This window comes from Rhodococcus sp. PAE-6, assembly GCF_025290685.1.
Lineage (GTDB): Bacteria > Actinomycetota > Actinomycetes > Mycobacteriales > Mycobacteriaceae > Rhodococcus > Rhodococcus pyridinivorans.
This window is the reverse complement of record NZ_JAOCLZ010000031.1, coordinates 1-17,506: the sequence shown is the minus strand read 5'-3', so window position 1 is coordinate 17,506 and position 17,506 is coordinate 1. Positions and strand designations below refer to the sequence as shown.

Genomic DNA, 17,506 nt, shown 5'->3' with positions numbered 1-17,506 from the left:
CCCCGCGCCAGCGCCCGGAATGCGCGAGCGAGCCGACCAGCAGATGCGCCATCGACCCCCACCCCCAAGAGGCCGGTAGGTTCGGCAGATCGACCCAGTCCCACTGGGTTTCCTCACCGGGTGGATGCTCGATGACCGCGTTCACTCGGTCGGTCGCGTTCGCGCAGTGCTCACACACCGGCCGGAGTTCGCGGTCGCGGATCTGCCGGGTCAGCGTCTGATAGGACATCCGGTAGCCGAGGTCTTCGAGTTCGTCGCACAGGGTCCGCGCCCACAGATGCGGATCTTCCCGCAGCCGGCAGGTGATGTAGTCGACGAACGGTTCGAACGGGTCGGGTTCGGTGCGTTTGCGCACCCCGGGGGTGCGTTCGTTGTTCAGATAGGCCCGGATGGTCTTGCGGTCGCGGCCGGTGTGACGGGCGATCGCCGAGATCGTCCAGCCTCGTTTGCGTAGGGCGTGTACTTCCACATCGTCCTCCCATGTCAGCATGAGAATGCGGGTCTCCTTCGACTGGCTGATGTGTGGTCAGAGACCATCAGCATCGGAGGAGACCCGCCCTCATTGGCGGTGCCACACGGGTGGGGAATTTCGATGAGCGTTACTGGGGAACTTCAGCGAGCGCCATCAACCATCACTGTGCAGGAGTAGCGCTCCGGCCGAGACTTGGACGTCTGTGAACGGCTTCGTAGGCGAACGTTCACACCGTCTGCGGTGCCCATGCGAAACCATGCGGGTCACGAGATCGGAATAACCCCTCGTAGAGTTCCCGTAGCAACATGCCGCGCCGGGTATTGAAGGTTCGATCTCGTGACCTGTCTCGGTATTGAACTGGGCGCAGCAGAGGTTTTCGCTCGCGTGGTTATTGTCGAGAGTCGACTCGAGAGCGTGTTGAACGTGTTTTCCGCGGTGGACTCCATCGCGTGGTCGTGTGCGGGCCGAACATCGCGAGCACCTCGGAAACGGTCCGCTCGGTCGACCTTCCTGCCCGGCTGGACCTCTCGTTCAAGACTCCGAAGATCGGGTCCCAGGCCTGACAGGTCATATTCGATACCTGGCCGTGTACCAGATAGGGATCGGAATCGAGGGTTCGGTGCAGTGTGTCCTCGTCTTCACACTGAAAAAGTAGTGCAGCGCTGCGGGTCTCGAGCTCAGCAACCGTGGTCGGGCCGGATGCGAGCAAGGTTCCTGCCTCCACCTGCTGTGCGATCCATTCGAGGTGGGGCTTCAAGTAGTGCTCCCAACCGACGGGGTCGGGGTGGACATACGTGACCAGGTACAGGGTCATTTTTCTCCTGGATTCGAGGGCGCCTTCGATGGGGTCGATCGACGATAGGCGCGTCGGCTGGAGTGTGGTCATCAAGCTGGTCTTGACCACTGGGCAGTCTGTATGACGAGTGCATGTGAAACTGATGAAGTGTTCTGAAGTACAGGTGCGGTACCAGGCGGGCGCGGCAGTGCAATCATCCTTTCAGGCGATGACATCTCCGCGCCGCACCCACGACCCGCAGGTCAGGTGGCTTGTTCGCGATGGCGCTCTCTCGAACAAGCCACCGGAGCGGCCCCCATGCCAGGGCCGATGCCGTGCGATGGCGTTCGTGTGCTTGTTGCTGGGCGGGACTCCGTGCAGGTCAGGCGACCTCGGTCCCGCCCGGGGCGAGCAAGAGGTCCCTCGCTTGGTTCACCTTCCGGTGGTACTCGGCGACACTGTCCAGCTTGATGTGTTCATAGCCGCGGATCTCCTGAGGCATCGCCAGAATGGCCGCGACCTGGTCGGCAGATTCCGGTGAGACGAGAGACAGCACTTCGGCAGTCAACTCAGCGAACTCCTCGATCAGCGCGCGTTCGATCTTGCGTACCAGCGCGTAGCCGAACGGATCAAGTCGCGTTCCACGCAGCCTGCGGCTACGACGTAGGACGTGGAGCATCGGCTTGAACCACGCCCCCAAGGAGAGCTTCTTCTTCAGCCCCATCGCTCGGAGCACTGGGGGGTGAAGCTTGTACCGGTAGATCGCATCATCTCCGAACTGCTCGCGCACCGCCCGATCGAAGTCGGGATCCAGGTAGTGACGCGCCGTTTCGTATTCGTCCTTGTAGGCCATCAGCTTGAACATGGATTCTGCTGCAGTGGCGGTCAGCGGACCCGTTGTTCCCAGCGCCCGAGCCTCACGCGCGGCGGTGTCGCTGACGAAACCGACGTACGACAGGGCGTACTTCACGTCATGGTAGTCGGCGAGGTCGGCCGCCAGGAACCCGACACGATCTTTGAGTTCCTCGGTGATGCCGGCGAGCCCGGTCAGTGCGTCGCGCAACTGTGTGGCGTTGCCGAACATTCGGGAGTTGGCCGCCCATGGGATCGCGGTCTCGCTGCCGGTCGGTTCGATGACGTGCATGCGTCCGACTCGGATGGCTCTGAGATTGGCGGCGATGGCGACGCCGTTGAGTTCGATGGCCTTCTCGATAGATTCCAGCGGGATCGGCAGAGCACCGGCCTGTACCGCCATGCCCACCAGGACCATGTTGGCCAGCTGATCGGACCCGAACTCACGGTGGGCGATCTCCCGGGCGTCTGCGTACACCGACTCATTCCCACGGCTGGTGGCGTCGATCGATTCGCGGATCGATGCGACCGAAGGAAAAGCCGTACCCGGCTGGAGGATCATCGATCCCGTAGGCACCTGCGCCGTCGAGATCACAGAGACTGTCCGTTGGGAAGAGGCAACTGTCAGATTCGACTTGTCTGCTGCGACCAGCAGGTCACATCCGAGATAGAGATCGCAATCGCCCTCGGCGAGTTTGTTCGTTCCGGAGATCGGGCGGGTCGAGAACTTCAAGTCGGAGACGACTGCGCCGCCCTTCTGTGCCATTCCTAGCTGATCGAGACTGCGAACATGCAGTCCAGCGAGTGCGCCGGCGGTGGAGAGGATCTGCGCCACCGTGACCACACCGGTGCCGCCGACACCGGTGATCCGCACGTTGAAGGCTTCAGGGTTGATCTTCAGTACAGGATCCGGAAGTGCGGGCAGGCTCTGATCGTCTTTCGCTTTACGAGAGGATGCACCCGGCTCGACAGCGACGAACGAGGGGCAATCGCCATCGAGGCAAGAATAGTCCTTGTTGCATGACGCCTGATCGATTCTGGTTTTCCGACCGAATGCGGTCTCCACGGGTTGCACGGACATGCAGTTCGACTTCTGTCCGCAATCACCACAGCCTTCGCACAGACGCTCGTTGATGAACGCCCGAGTCGATGGATCTGCGACGAGGCCCCGCTTTCGCTTGCGACGCAATTCGGTTGCGCACTCCTGATCGTGGATGAGCACGGTGACTCCGGGTGTTGCGGCCAGCTCTTCCTGGATCGGGATCAGCTCCGCTCTGTCGAGCACGTTCACTGAACGAGGCAGTCTGAGCTTGCGGTACTTCTTGACATCGTCGGTGGTGATGACGACGCGACTGACGCCCTCGGCCAACAGCTCCTGGACGATCTGGGGTACGGACATCTTTCCGATGGCACTCTGGCCACCGGTCATCGCCACGGCGTCGTTATAGAGAAGCTTGTATGTGATGTTCACTCCCGCGGCAACCGCGGCTCGGATAGCGAGGCTGCCGGAATGGTGGAAGGTGCCGTCGCCGAGGTTCTGGAACATGTGGTTATTGCTGACGAATGGTGCCATACCAACCCAACTTGCGCCCTCGCCCCCCATCTGGCTGAGAGCAACGATTTCGCCTACGCGGTCCTCGGGCATCATCTTGGCGAGCGCGTGGCATCCGATCCCGGCGCCGACCAGCGATCCTTCGGGTACGACGGTGGAGCGGTTGTGGGGGCAGCCCGAGCAGAAGTAGGGCGTGCGGGTGAGGAGGGGCAGCGTCAGCCGCGTCGGACGTCGGGAGGCGTCTTTCAGTCCGAGTTCGGTCACCTTCTGAGGGATCACGGCGCGGATGCGTTGATCAAGCTTTTCTGCCAGGAGTTCCGGCGGCAAGTCCGAGTCGGCACGGAGCAGAGGGCGAGCCTTCTCGTCCCGTTTCCCGACTACACGAGGTGCTCCGAGAACGCCGTAGAGCGCGTCCTTGACGGCCAGTTCGACGAATGCCCGTTTCTCCTCGATGACCACAGCCTCGTCGAGGCCGTCGCAGAACTCGCGCACCATGTCCTGGTCGAGCGGGTTGATCGCGCCGAGCTTGAGGATGCGAATACCGGACTGTCCGAGATCGGACTCGGAGATTCCGATGCGCTCGAGTGCTTGAAGGGTGTCGCGGAAGGACGCGCCGGCGGTGATCACGCCGAGCTTCGCCTGGGCGTCGCCGATGCTCCGGTTGATCTCGTTCGTCCGAACGTACCTGGTGGCAAGTTCGACCCGCTCGTACATCAAGCTCTTCTCCAGCCTGGCCAGATTCGGCTGGAGAAAGTCCGATGAAACCTGGTGCGAATACTCGATTTCGTCGATCACCCGGCTGGGCATGGTCACCGAGACTCGGGTGTCGTCGACGCGCACCGTCGCCGCACCGTCGACGACATTGGTGGCGAGCTTCATGCCGACCCATAAGCCGCTGAATCGCGACATGGCGATCGCGTGCAGTCCGAAGTCGAGGACCTCCTGGGGATCCGAAGGCACGAGGATCGGGAGGCCGAGTTCTGCCATTGCTGTCTCGGAGCTACTCGGCACGGTCGAGGACTTCGCAATCGAATCGTCTCCGACGAGAACCAGTGCACCTCCGTTCGGTGCAACCCCGCCGAGATTGGCGTGACGCAGAGCGTCGCTTGCACGGTCCAGTCCCGGCGCCTTGCCGTACCAAACACCCACGACGCCGTCGTACTCGCAATTCGGCGAAACAGAAGCCAGTTGAGAACCCTGTACAGCATTGACGGCCAACTCTTCGTTGACGCCCGGTCGAAATACGATGGTCTGCTCGTCCAGGAGTTCACGCTGCCGGTTGAGCTCGAGATCGTATCCGGCAAGCGGTGAGCCTTCGTACCCACTGATCAAGATCGCTGACCGCATGCCCGTTCGGGCATCTCTGCGGCTCTGCTCCAGCGGAACACGAACAAGAGCCTGAAGGCCTGTCAGGAACAACTCGCCGTCCGTCATGTTGTATCGGTCACTCAAGGTGAAATCTCGCGTGTGCAACTCAGGCACAACCGCCTCCTGCTTTACCTGACCCAACGGCTGGGTGTTCGAATACCTTGTGACATTCTCCCGTGTCTCGCGGTAGCGAACCACCGAATACTCAGCCAAGAAAGCCGGACCGGAGCGGCTATGCTTGTGACATTCTCACAAAGGGGACCTTCTTGAGTCACGTTTCCTGGGGGCCGGTCGTCGACGCCGTCAACTCTGCACTCGAACGACTCGAGGCAATCACTGATGACGCTGTCGCGCGGATTCGCAACGAACTCGCCGACTTCGCCTTGGTCCCTTACCCCGAGCATCGTGCAGCTGTCCGCGAACAACTCAGGCGCAGACTCGTTGCGTTCAGCGAAAGACGAGCCTGGAACCACGACGACCTCGACGAGGCTCGAGCTTTGGCCCGACGTCGTGCTCGTCAGGGCATCGCGCTCGATGTCGTCATCAGGGCGTATCACGTCGGGGACCGCGAACTGTGGAGAAACTTGAGTGGAGCGCCGGGGGAAGCGCAGGCCCTGTTGCCGGAACTGGCGTCACTCATGCTGGAGTCGCTGCAAGCTGTGACATCCACCCTTGCCCTGGCACATGGCTCCGAGACCCGGGCGCGTGACCGCGTGCAGATGGCAGTGTCCCAGCGATTGATCGATCTGCTCAACGCGCGCACACTCGACGCCGAGGCGCATCGATTGGCGGCATATCTCGGATTCGATGTAGATCAAACGTTTGTGGGGTTGGCTTACACCACGGTCCGGCCGGATTCACAGAACACTGCCGAACCCGACCTGCACTTCCTGAACGGACCGATCATCGTTCACGGTGGAGTTGGGTCCGTACGTGTCCTTTTGGCGCAGACCGACGACCAGAGCATCGGCCAAATCGTGGACGCACTCACGACCGCCGCCTTCAGGGTCGGCGTCGGATCCAACCACAATGGGGTTCTCGGGGCGTCACGGTCCTTGCGGCAAGCGCAGCTCGCCCTGTCTGCGACATCTCATCACAGTCCGGTCAGTAGATTCCGCGAAGATTGGGTTACCAACTGTGTGATGAGTCGAGCCGACCTCCTTGATCAGGAGATTCTTCGCATCGCCGAAATTGCCGGCGCGCATCCATCTCTACGCGACACGGTCGTTGCATTCGCGGAGTCGGATATGTCGATCACGGGATGCGCGCGTACCAATCATCTGCACGCCAACACAGTGGTCTATCGGCTCAGCCGCTGGCACGATCTCACGGGTCTGGACCCTCGAACATTCCCGGGCCTCATGCAGTCGGTCGTCGCGTGCGCACTCACAGACGTATTGTCGAACTCCAGTGGTGTTGAAGGAAATACGATCGATTCCAGGTGGCTTTAGCGCAATCGATACTTCGCCGTCATGTGTGACTCAGGCGACCTGACATCGATCGACGATGGGGCCGTGGCATTCACCGAGGTGGGGCAGACGTCAGTGGCCTTCGGGCGGGTGGGTACACCTCCTGGAACCGTGATCTGGTTCGGCCTTGCGATCGCGGTCGCAGGCCGAATCGTGTTCTCTACGTCAGCCCGGTTCGATCAGGGATCGGTATGCGTGCGTCTTGCACATTCGAGCTACTGCGTGCGGGCACATGTCTGACAGCGGTCGGCGGGTCGGCGCGCTACTCATCTGGTGCCGGGGGTGTGGCGTCCCGACCTGAATGACGCGGGGGCTGAGCCGGTGACCCGGTGGAACATCGTCGAAAACGCCGATGGGGTGGCGTAACCGAGGTCGACGGCGACGGTCGATACGGAGTCGCCGGCGACCAGCCTCCGGATGGCATACAGCACGCAGGCTCGACGTTGCCATTGGCTGACGCTCATCGACATCTCGTGCCGGAACATGCGGTGTACCGTCCGTTCGCTGACATCGAGTGCTTGAGCCCACCATCGTGGGGCGGTACGAATGTCCGGGTTGCGCAGGAACATCTCGCACTGTGTCCGCAGTGCCGGGTCCGCTGGTACGGGAAGTTCCAGTGGTAGTGAGGTCGAACGCGCGATCTCGTACAGCATCAGCGTCATGAGTGTGGCGTCCCGGCCTCGAACAGCGTGATCGATGGGCAACTCCGTGGCGGCGGCGAGCAGCTCGCGCAACAGGGGAGAGACGTCAACCACCGTGCACGATGTCGGAAACCAGGGCGCAGCAGCGGGTTCGATATACAGGCTTTGAGTCGAGACTCCCCACATCGTCACTGCGTGCTCGGTGTCGGGTGGGATGAGCACGGCACGCTGCGGCGGCACGATCCAGGTGCCGTGCCGGGTTGTCACGTCCATTACGCCGCCGACTCCGTAGAGGACTTGAGCTCGGCGGTGGCGGTGAGGGGCGAGCATCCGGCCGTACGGGTAGTCGGTACCGATCGCCAAGACAGCACGATCGAGCGCGTCGTACTTGTCCAGTTGGGCGTTCCGCACACCTGCAACGATACTGTCCGGTTCTCGAACGAAAGTGGCAGGCTGGCGAATGCCCGCCGCCCCGTGGCTGCTTATCGTGACAGCAGTGACGCCTGTTCTCACTCTTCTCGCCTTCGGTCTTCTCACCGGAATCACCACCGCACTGTTCGGCTTCGGTGGTGGGTTTGTCGTCGTCCCCGTGATCTACATGATCGCGGGCGACCGCGCCGATGCCATGCATGTTGCGGTCGCAACGTCCACTGCAGTGATGATCGTCAACGCCGCGATCGCTACGGTCGCCGCGCGGACCGTGGTGCGTGTCCATCGTCGATATCTATGGCCGCTCATCGGTTTCGTAGCAGCAGGGGCACTCGTCGGTGCGCCGGCTGCGGTCCATGCAACCGAGTCGTTCATCCACGTCGTTTTCATCGTCTATCTCGTTGTGACGATCACCGACAGCATCGTGCGTGCCGGATTTCTGGCTGTCCCCGACGGTGCACCCCGTCCGCTGGGAGGACGCGTGGCCGTGACCGGGGGGATCGGAATCGGGATCGGGGTGATCGCCAGCTTTCTGGGGGTGGGTGGGAGCGTGATGACCGTTCCGTTGCTGCGCCGGAGAGGTCTACCTATGGCGGCCGCGACCGCGCTGGCCAACCCGCTCACCGTGCCCGTTGCGGTGATCGGCACACTCGTCTACGCCCTCGTCGGTGACCGTGTGGCGTCGGGGTCCATCGGCTATGTCGACATGCTTGCTGCCGGTGTGCTTCTGTCCACCTCACTGCCCACGATCGTGGTCACCAGAAGACTCGTCCGACACGTCCCCGACCGAATCCACGCCTATGCGTACGTCACGTTGCTGAGTATGAGCCTTATCGCCATGCTGCTGGTCTGAGACCGTGAGCCAGCGCGGTGGCATGTCGGTGTCAGTCGGTCTCCGTCTGCAACCACGCAGCGACGGGCACAGTCAAGGCACACGTCAGTGAGGAGTGCGTGCCCCGATGCGGTCGAGCACTGCCTCGCACATCCGGTCCGCTCGGGACTGCCGACCCGCGGGGCGTGCGGCGAACCACTTGGACCCGACTTCGGAAAGGAGGTCGATGTCGAAGCGGTCGAGCGGGCCCGGCGGCCTGGAATCGGAGCAACACGTCACTCGGCCGCAGACTCCCGCCATATGGTTCGTCCTCGCATTCGACAGCCTGCGAGGCGATCTCGGACGGTACGTCTTCCGGATTTCGGCAGGTGTTCGCCGGTGCACCGCGCCGTCCGTGGCGTCTCCAAAGGCATGAGGGGAATTTCTATTCGCAGTCTCGCCGACAACTGTGTCGCACCCACCTATCGCGCGCGGCGTTCCGCCACCGGCACGGCACAGATCGCACTCGAAAAAGTTCTCGTCAGGCAAGATACCTCGGGATCGTCTCCGCCAAGTCACCATGCTCGCGAGCGGTGAGGAGGATCTGTCCGTGTGCTTGTCTCGCGTCGACAGCATTGAACGGGACGATTTTCAGATTCTGTCGGTGAGGTGGCGGATGACGGCGGCGGCGGAGCCGGTAGTGGCGTTGCGCCAACCCGTTCCGGCCCACAGGTGGAGTCGGTCGGTGTCGCCGGCTTCACCTGCAGCTTGCCGCAGCGCCCGGGTGAGGTGGTGCACGGCCGGGTAGGCGCTCAGATCGGTCCGGTGGTGGCGGTCGATGAATCCGTTCCGCAACGCCCGCGCCGGACGGCCGGTGAACACGCGAGTCAGGACGGTTTCGGTGAACGCCGGGTCGGCGAGCGCTTGCTTGTGGGTGAGGGAGGTACCGGCCTCGTCGGTGCGCAACAGCAGTGTTCCGACCGCGGCAGCCTGTGCGCCGGCATCGAGCATCCGGCGCACCGCATCGGGCCCGTCGATCCCGCCGGCGGCGATCACCGGCAGATGCACTGTCTCGAGCACCTGCCGGACGAGGGTGGCAGTGTCGACAGCAGCGAGGGCCCGAGAGGGGTCGAAGGTGGCGCTGTGCCCACCCGCGTCAGGTCCCTGCACGACGAGCCCGTCCACTCCGGCTTCTCGGGCAAGGCGTGCTTCGTCGGGGGTGGTGACGCTGGCGAGCACTCGGCTCCCTGCCTTCTGCAGCGCGGCGATGTCGTCCGGGTGAGGCAGTCCGAAGGTCAGTGACACCACGGGGACCGGGTTCTCAGTGAGCAGTGCGAGTTTCTCGTCCCACCAGTCGTCGTCGGTGACCGGGGAAAGGTCGAGCTCCAGGCCGTACTGCTCGGCCTCCGTTTTCAGCTCCCCCGCATAGGCCACGAATGCGGCCTCGTTCACCGGATCCTTCGAAGGGACGAACAGGTTCACCCCGAACTCCACTGTGAACGTGCGGGTCTCGTCGATCTCTGCGGCCAGGGTGTTCGGCGTCTTGTAGCCACCGGCGATGAACGGGAAGCCGCCGGCGGAGGCGACAGTGCGCGCGAGGGCGACCGTCGAGGGTCCTCCGGCCATGGGTGCGGCGACAATCGGCCATCGGGAGTTCAGAAGTGGAGTGATCATAGAGGGTTTCTTTCATCGTTGTAGGGCGGGTTCGGGATTCGGTACCGCTGCGGAGGGCAGGGAGATGCGCGGATGTGGGTAGCGGATGCGCAACAGGATTGTTCCGACGGCAGAGAAAGCAACGACACCACCGGCGGTGAACAGCGCGGTGTGAAAACCGTTCGCGAGCAGCGGGGCGACGGCGACGGGGCCGATCGTCTGACCGATCGCGTACATGGCTGAGAGAATCGCGACCGCGGCGGGGACCTGCAGGTGACGGCCAGCGTCCAGAGCGAGAGTGGTCACCCCCATGAAGGTGCCGCCGAACAGCAATGCGGCCACGATCGCCGCGACGGCGCCCAGATCGAGACCGGCGAGCACCATGCCGGCGGCTTGCAAGCCGAGCGCGGTTGTCAGCAGCGTCGGATGGCTCACTCGCACGCTCAGCCAGGCCCACAGCACGCAGGACGGGATCGCTGCCAACCCGACGACGATCCACGTCGCCTTTCCCAGAGGACCCGGGACCGCAGCGGTGACGGCGGCGACGAGGAATGTGCCTGCGACGATGTAGCCGACACCCTCGAGGAAGTACGCGATGACGAGCGGCACGAACCAGCGGTGTGGTCGAGGAATCTTCCTCGGCGGGGGGACGGTTACGCCCGGGGGCTGCGGGTTGATCAGCTTCCAGCCGAGCGTCGTCAGGGCGGCGGCGAGTGCTGAGGCTGCCCACCACGCGATCCGCCAGTCGCCGATCAGAGCGACCAGCAGCACGGCCGCGCCGGACAGAGTGATACCAGCTCCCACGCCGCCGTACGCCCACCCGGCCAAGTGGCGGGAGCGCGGGGAGATCCCGTTCAGCACGGCGCCGGCGGCCGCGACGAACATGATCGCGCCGCCGCCCCCGGCGATCCCCCGCAACGCGATCCATGCTTCGGGAGAGGTGAGCAGCGGCATCGCCGCCAATGACGCGACGACCGAGACCGCACTGAGCCGCATCGCCAACGCGGTCCATCCCAGTACAGGCACGAGTATCGCCGCAACGGCGCCGACGAGGTAGCCGAGGTAGTTGGCGGTGGCCATCGTCGCCCCCAGCTGTGGGGTTACTCCCGCCTGCGTCTGCATCAGCGGCAGGATGGGCGTGAACACGAACCGGCCCACACCGACCGCGGCGGCAAGCGTGGCGGCCGCCCTCATCGCAATCAGCCATTCCGTGCTCGTGCTGCCCGTCATTTCCCAACTCTCCCGTCCGCCGTTCCAGTCCAGGTCCGTGCGTGCTGTCATGGCGACGTTATGCACGGAGAGTTCGGTAGGGAAATACTGATTGCGCACCATCTATGCTTGTCAGTTATGGACGTGGAGTTGAGGCACCTGCGTGCCTTTACCGCCGTAGCGGAGAGCAAATCTTTCACGGGGGCAAGCCGACGACTGCTCATCACCCAGCCCGCTCTCACCCGTACCATCCAGCAACTCGAACAGATCCTGGACACCAAGCTCCTCGAGCGCACCTCCCGTTCGGTCGAGCTGACCGACGTCGGCCGAACCTTCCACGCCCGCGCCCAAACGCTTCTGCGCGACCTCGACTTGACCATCGCCGAGGCTCGGGGTGAACGCGAGCTACGGATCGGGTTCTCATGGGCACTGCCGGACCCATGGGCCGGCGAAGTCCTCGCCGCCTTCGAGGAAACCACCGGCGCCGCCACGCGTCTTATGCGCCGCGACGACCTGGCCGCGGCCCTCGAACGCCGCGACGTCAACGTCGCGTTCGCCCGGCATCCTGTTACGGCCGCGAATACAACCTCTGTGACATTGTTCGAAGAACCCCGCGTCGCAGCCGTAAGCAGCCGGTCACCGCTCGCCGGGCGGAAGCAGATCTCCTGGAACGAGCTCAGTCAGTACCCTGTCATCATCAACACCACCAGCGGAAACACCCGGCCGGACCTGTGGTCTCTCGAGCGTCGCCCCAGTCAGATCGTCGAGTGCGACACGTACGACGAGTGGATCGCACTCATCGCCGCGGACAGGGGTGTGGGAGCGACACCTCTGTCGGCGACTTCTACGCATGCTCATGCCGGGGTCGTTTTCATCGCCCTTTCCGGCGCGCCTCTGGTGCCCCTGGATCTTGTGTGGATCCCCCGCACGGCGGGCGGCCTTGTGCGCCGTTTCGTCGACGTGGCCACCGCGCAAGTGTGACCCTCCTACGCTCGACGACAAGGCGCGGATCCATTCGGCGCGGTCCTCGGCCGCGAAGGGCGGCGGTGATGTGCGGTCAGGGGTGGGATGCGTGCAGGGTCGTGCCCATGGCCGGCACGGTATCGAAGGACGAGGCGGTTCACTGCACAGATGGGCTCCTGTGCTCTACCGGCGCGTGGAACTGTCGTGGTCGGCCGCGGTTGGAGTTCCGCCGTGTCATGTTGGCGTTCCGCCGTGTCACGGCACCGCACGGGCAGGTTTTGGCGTTCGTTTGCCGCTGCCCGCGTGGTCCTGGGCTGTCGCTGCTGGCGGCACGGTCTCAAGGTGGGCAGCGTCCATGCGGTCGGAGCACGTCTCTGGGTTCTCCGTTCTCGAGCCGCCACCCCTATATCCCCTATGGGCTATAGGGGTACGGGGCGTCGGTAACCCTCAGGTCCGGTCGACACGCGAGCACGTGCCTCGATACGGTCGGCACACTCGTCGATCTCACCCGTGCTGCACTGGTGCGCACAAACTGACCGAGGGGGCCGAAGATCCGCGAAGGACGGGACTCTCGACGGTCGACCCTCGCGAAGCGAGGACAGACTCCGGGGCATGCATTGCCGCTGGTGGACGTGAGATGAATGATCGCAGTGGAAGGATTCCGCCCCAAAGGATCCCGCGAAGATTGCGCCTTCCCATTGCTTCCGGTGCTGGTGATCACCGCGGCGGATTCCCGTTTCGTCGTCGGCCGGGTGATCGGTCCTTGACCTCACTGACGGCGTTGAACGCCGCTACCAGTCGGCCCGTCGCCGATCAGCACCCGATGCTGATCGACGACGGGAAAGGGCCGGATGTCAGCTATTCGCTGCTGCCACTGCTGCCGAAAATCGGTGGTAATACCGGAGTGGGTTCCGGTTCCGGCTCTGGTTCCGGTTCGGGGGCAGGATCCGGAACAAGTTTCACGACACGGCTGACCGAGGTGGTGCTGCTGCCCTCGAGATACGAGACGGTGACCGCATCCTCGGGTCCGACTGCAACACCGGTGGGGTAGACGACACCGGTGAAGGGCAGCACAGTGCGGGTGCCATCTGCCCCGAGGCGGACGATTCGAGGAGCGTTCCCTTCCGCACCCGCGAGCACCGGCGATCCGTCAGTTGCAGCGGCGACATCGAGCAGATCGAACCCGGGTACCACGGTCTCGGTGCGGGTTCCGTCACGCCCGACGGTCACCACCGCCGAATTTCCGTCCCCGAGCTGCGCATCCGCGATCAGGATGTTGCCGGCCCGGTCCAGGTCGACACCCCGTGGTTGTACGAATCCGGTGACGGTTTGAGTGGTGTCGCCACTGGTGATGTCCGCTCGGATGACCTGCGCGTCGTTGTTGCCGGTCCCGCAGTCGAGGACCACGAGTTCGGTACCGTCCGTGGCCACATCGCAGGGGTTGTGGACTGCGAGAGATATCTGGGCGGCACCCCCACCCGGGGGGATTCCAGTCACCCAGCCCGGCGCCACCTCTCCCGTAGGTGAGAGCGAACTTCCCACCGTGTAGACGATGGTGCCATCGGTGGCCCGGGCGATACCGCTGCCACCACCGGGAGCGTCGACGGTGAAACCCCATTGTGTTCCGTCGGTACCGATGTACGTGATTCGAGCCCCGGTGCCGCCGTTGAGTCCGACCAGGACCATGGTGTTGCCGGCGTCATCGACCGCGACGTCGCGAGCCTGCTCTCCCCGGGTGACATTCAGGACCGTGGACTGGGTGTACGTAGCCGCTGGTGTGTCCTGTGCACTGGCACTTGGCAAACTCAAACCCAGTGCCGTGACAGCGGTGGCGGTACAGATCAGGGCTCTTCCCGAGCGATATAACGCCATGCAGCTGTTCTCCCCGTCAATGGTGTGCGTTCTCTGCAGTACCGGTAATCGTGCCCATCTCACCCGCGCGCCGAGATGACCCGAGCCATGCTCGATTACGCGAACTTCGACAAACCTACGTGAGAGTGGTCGATATGTAGGGCCAATGGGTGGGGAGGATGAGTGCCGCCTCGCATCCACTGGTGTCCTCTGCGCGGTCGGGCCGCAACTACCAACTCACGGCATCCCCACGGCGCCGGCTCTCCGCTGCGCGGTTGGTGCCGGGGATCGGTGGATGCGGCCTCGTGGTCGACGGCGGTGTGGCGCTGGGGATGGCATCATCGATGCTGACCCCTATTCCCACCGCGTCGTTCACCGAGCAGAAAGCGTGATGGCACATGGACTATCGCAGCACCGACGCATCCGACCGTCGCCGTGACCCGCGCGAGCCTCGGCGCCGACCGGACCCCACGGCGGAGCAGACCGCGCCCGGGCCGAATATGACGGACGCGATCCACCGCCGGTTGTTTTCCGACTACACACCCACCGCCGGACCGCGCTGACCGGGATGCGCGCGGCACGGACCTCGGCGATCAACTGTCTCGGACAGTGCCCACATCCCTGTTGGGGGTCAGGACGGGAGTGTCTGTAGCTACGGTGGATCCGCCTTGGCATCAGCCCGATTCCACTCGGCGTGACGCGACCGTCGAAGGGCATCGCGAAGGCGTCCGATGTGAGCTTCCACTGATGGTCCGGTGGTCCGGCGTGTGCTTCCTTGGCGCTGGGTTCCAGCGCCTGGTGGTGCGGGAGAGGTATGAGGGCGGTTTACAGCACGCACCGGCGCACAGCAGGTGGTGCGGCACCCCGCGGTCGGGAAAGAAGGGTCGGGTTCGACACTTCGGTTATTCGACGCCGCGGGTACGGCGTCGCCCCAGGCCGTAGGGACGTCGAGCTGCTGGTCGCCGGCGGAACACTCTTGAGGCGAGACATCCGACACCAGGCCGGACCGGCAGAACAGCCCGTCCGGCCCTCTCGCGTCGATCCGAACCGTGTCAGCCCAGGAAGCCATGGTTGCACCGAGCATGCATCGCCAATTATCTCCGCTGCCCGATCAAGTTGCGCCACAGGTGCCATCGGTCGGCGACCTGCACCGCATCCGGTGCCCCGATCCGGACGGCCTCGGCGTAGGCGCCGGCTCGGTCGCGGCACACGATCTCGGCCCCGGGATGCGCCTGCAGCCAGGTGGAGACGGTATCGCTGGTTCGGTCGGGCAGCAGATCGATCGGTCGGCTCGTGCTGAGGCCGACGATGACGGCCGAAGTAGACGTGGCCGCGGCGCAGCGCAAAGTCGTCGATCCCCAAGATCGGCGTGGTCTCGATCGGCTGATCCTTCAATCGTCCGCACGACACTGGGCAGCGTGTCCCTGCTGACGTGTATTCCGAGTCGGGCGGCGCGGCGGACATCGGCGCGGCCGGCCACGGCCAGTTCGATCGCTTCGATCATCGTGTCGAGCAGCGTGGTTCGTCGAGCCCAGCGTTGTGTCAATCCTGGTATCTGCTCGGCGAATGTTGTTGCATTACAGCTGTCCTCTGTCGCAGAAGAATCTGCGAACTAACAGATCGAGGATGACCGGATGTGCGCCTATCGCCGTGTCGGCGGGCTGGCGCCGATAGCGCGAGTGCATGCGCCTCGACGCAGTGCCGCACTTCGGGCACCGCCCTTCGTTGCCTCGTGGGTGGGCTGTGATCCGAATTGTGGCTAGGTCTTAAGAAGTAGCCCAGCCAGTACGCGGGCTTCGTTTAGTGCTTGGTCGATGCCTAGCCAATGTCCACGGGTGCGCTGAATATGCTCCTCCAGGCTAGGTCCTGCAAGGAGCTCCATGTATGAGATCGGATATACATGATCGGCTGGAACCAAGTCGGTTTCAGTAAAGAACCAAACACCCTCAAGGGTCTCCACATCAATATCGGTGTATGTGCGGTTCATCATGATGATTTTGTCTAGTTTTTCTCCGACAGGATTAAGCTTCTGGGCAGTAAGGCGAGCAGCGGTGATGAGGGTGTCGGCCAGGTGCTTTAACGGGAGGGTCGGAAGGTCCAGCCCTACGCCGAGTCCATGTCCGGTGGCACGAACCGAGATGAGGAGGCGCTCAAGAAAACTTGCGGTGTCTTCTTCGGGTTCCCATTGGTGAGTGGCATGTAGTGTACCGTCCAGTGTCACGAGATCTACGTCCAGGACATCATGCTCGAAGTCGGCGGAAAAGCGACAATAGAGCGGGGTCTCCCAGATCTCACTGAGGAGAAACTTGTCGCTGGCAAATCCCTCGTCAATTGCGCGATGTAGTGCTGTCAACAGTGTTTCTCGAGAAGGGGAATCGATCAGGCGGCGATAGACACCGAGGTGGTCCTCGTGTTCGCGCAGTTGCTTTTCAACCAGCATGTCTTCGATCTGCTGCAGTGACCTATTCGCTTCGGCTGCGACTTCGGACGCGTGGTTCGCAGTGGACTGTGCTCGGTCGGTCTTCGTGTCGACGTCAGCGAGGCGCGAATCCATTGCATTTGCGATAACTGTGACAGGAATCGCAAGGAGCAACGTGACACCTATGCAGGTGAGAACATTGCTTAACCAGGGCGATCTGCTTTCGGGTGAGACCCACCAGGACAAAAGAAGAAGTGCTGCCGAAATGCTAACGGAGGTTAGCACCAATGCACGGTTCTGTACCATCAAGTTGCTTAGCTTTTTTATCTGTTCCACAGAAATCCTCTATCTACTTATTTTAGCTGTGATTCCAGAATCGTCTGCTTGTACATATCGGGGTCTTTGCGTACCCGCGAGTTATGCTCCTTATAATATGTGCGCGCCTGGCGCATTGTGTCCGCAGGTGAATGGCGGTGTCGCGCCGCTGCTATCCGTTGAGTGCGTCCATTAACTCGACTGCCAGCAGCGAGGTGTTGATCGATACTTGCCCGGGGTTGCCGATGCCTTCTTCGGCCTGGCCTGCCATCACGGCACCGATCGCGGACGGGCTGCCGAATATTTCGGGAAGCCAGGTCAGTGCTTGTTCGGTCGTGGCAGCACTGATCGGATCGTCCAGGAGTTGGTGGAAAGTGTCGGCGAGGTTGTCGGGGTCGGAGGCGACGAGCATGCGGTAGACGTCGTGGGCGTCTTTGTTCTGCAGTCGGTTTGGGGAGTCGAGGCGTTCGTGGATTTTGTGGGTCTTGGCGACCAGCAGTGCGGCGGTGCCGGCGACGCGAACCTTGTGGGTGCGGGGATCGTGCGGGTCGAGGGCGGCGATGGTCATGACGTTGTTGTCGACGACGCACGCTTCGAGTCCGGCGGCGATGCGCATGGCGTTCTTGGCGTGTGGTGGAAGCCGGGCGGAGGGGCCTTAACCCCTGACCTTGGACACGGTGTCATTTCGGTTATGCCGCTTCCGCGAGGGTAGCGGAGGCAGCGGCTT

14 protein-coding genes and 1 pseudogene are annotated in these 17,506 nt (G+C 63.2%); 4 read left to right on the top strand and 11 right to left on the bottom strand.

Annotated elements, in window-relative coordinates:
• From NVV99_RS25225 to NVV99_RS25215, 3 genes and pseudogenes are all read right to left on the bottom strand, one after another.
• Window positions 1-490 (bottom strand): annotated as a pseudogene (locus NVV99_RS25225) (IS21 family transposase); the annotation flags it as partial.
• Between the two features lie 370 nt (window positions 491-860).
• On the bottom strand, window positions 861-1,376 hold the full coding sequence (locus tag NVV99_RS25220; protein WP_080678567.1) for a YciI family protein: 516 nt from the start codon (window positions 1,374-1,376) through the stop codon (window positions 861-863).
• A 253-nt stretch (window positions 1,377-1,629) separates the two neighbouring features.
• A complete protein-coding gene (locus NVV99_RS25215; RefSeq protein ID WP_041803622.1) occupies window positions 1,630-5,133 on the bottom strand; it encodes an indolepyruvate ferredoxin oxidoreductase family protein in 3,504 nt (1,167 codons plus the stop codon).
• 152 nt (window positions 5,134-5,285) lie between these two features.
• Between NVV99_RS25215 and NVV99_RS25210 the strand changes: the two genes are divergently transcribed.
• The gene (locus NVV99_RS25210; RefSeq protein WP_144376984.1) at window positions 5,286-6,470 is read left to right on the top strand and encodes a CdaR family transcriptional regulator; all 1,185 of its coding nucleotides are present in this window, start codon (window positions 5,286-5,288) and stop codon (window positions 6,468-6,470) included.
• Window positions 6,471-6,754: 284 nt separating this feature from the next.
• Here the strand turns inward: NVV99_RS25210 and NVV99_RS25205 are convergent, their stop codons facing one another.
• The gene (locus NVV99_RS25205; RefSeq protein ID WP_024103596.1) at window positions 6,755-7,540 is read right to left on the bottom strand and encodes a helix-turn-helix transcriptional regulator; all 786 of its coding nucleotides are present in this window, start codon (window positions 7,538-7,540) and stop codon (window positions 6,755-6,757) included.
• Window positions 7,541-7,625: 85 nt separating this feature from the next.
• On the opposite strand from NVV99_RS25205, the gene NVV99_RS25200 reads away from it, so the two are divergent.
• A complete protein-coding gene (locus NVV99_RS25200; protein ID WP_024103597.1) occupies window positions 7,626-8,411 on the top strand; it encodes a sulfite exporter TauE/SafE family protein in 786 nt (261 codons plus the stop codon).
• Between the two features lie 609 nt (window positions 8,412-9,020).
• Here the strand turns inward: NVV99_RS25200 and NVV99_RS25195 are convergent.
• Window positions 9,021-10,043: a nitronate monooxygenase family protein gene (locus NVV99_RS25195; RefSeq protein ID WP_024103598.1), complete on the bottom strand. Its 1,023-nt coding sequence runs from the start codon at window positions 10,041-10,043 to the stop codon at window positions 9,021-9,023.
• Window positions 10,044-10,055: 12 nt separating this feature from the next.
• Window positions 10,056-11,303, bottom strand: coding sequence for a YbfB/YjiJ family MFS transporter (locus NVV99_RS25190; RefSeq protein WP_024103599.1), 1,248 nt, complete (start codon window positions 11,301-11,303; stop codon window positions 10,056-10,058).
• 9 nt (window positions 11,304-11,312) lie between these two features.
• Here NVV99_RS25190 and NVV99_RS25185 point away from each other — a divergent pair, with 9 nt between their 5' ends.
• A complete protein-coding gene (locus NVV99_RS25185; RefSeq protein ID WP_260783199.1) occupies window positions 11,313-12,212 on the top strand; it encodes a LysR family transcriptional regulator in 900 nt (299 codons plus the stop codon).
• Between the two features lie 840 nt (window positions 12,213-13,052).
• On the opposite strand, the gene NVV99_RS25180 is transcribed toward NVV99_RS25185, so the two are convergent.
• The gene (locus NVV99_RS25180; RefSeq protein WP_144376985.1) at window positions 13,053-14,003 is read right to left on the bottom strand and encodes a hypothetical protein; all 951 of its coding nucleotides are present in this window, start codon (window positions 14,001-14,003) and stop codon (window positions 13,053-13,055) included.
• Between the two features lie 221 nt (window positions 14,004-14,224).
• On the opposite strand from NVV99_RS25180, the gene NVV99_RS25175 reads away from it, so the two are divergent.
• Window positions 14,225-14,437: a hypothetical protein gene (locus NVV99_RS25175; RefSeq protein WP_144376986.1), complete on the top strand. Its 213-nt coding sequence runs from the start codon at window positions 14,225-14,227 to the stop codon at window positions 14,435-14,437.
• Window positions 14,438-15,139: 702 nt separating this feature from the next.
• Here NVV99_RS25175 and NVV99_RS25170 read toward each other — a convergent pair.
• The 4 genes from NVV99_RS25170 to NVV99_RS25155 all read right to left on the bottom strand — a co-directional run bounded on the left by NVV99_RS25170 (window position 15,140) and on the right by NVV99_RS25155 (window position 17,395).
• Window positions 15,140-15,391, bottom strand: coding sequence for an ISL3 family transposase (locus NVV99_RS25170; protein ID WP_024103602.1), 252 nt, complete (start codon window positions 15,389-15,391; stop codon window positions 15,140-15,142).
• Window positions 15,392-15,622: 231 nt separating this feature from the next.
• On the bottom strand, window positions 15,623-15,793 hold the full coding sequence (locus NVV99_RS25165; protein ID WP_260783201.1) for a transposase family protein: 171 nt from the start codon (window positions 15,791-15,793) through the stop codon (window positions 15,623-15,625).
• An 11-nt stretch (window positions 15,794-15,804) separates the two neighbouring features.
• Entirely contained in the window at window positions 15,805-16,800 is a 996-nt protein-coding gene (locus tag NVV99_RS25160; RefSeq protein ID WP_144376987.1) for a hypothetical protein, read from the bottom strand.
• 151 nt (window positions 16,801-16,951) lie between these two features.
• On the bottom strand, window positions 16,952-17,395 hold the full coding sequence (locus NVV99_RS25155; protein ID WP_260783198.1) for a hypothetical protein: 444 nt from the start codon (window positions 17,393-17,395) through the stop codon (window positions 16,952-16,954).
• Window positions 17,396-17,506: the final 111 nt, after the last annotated feature.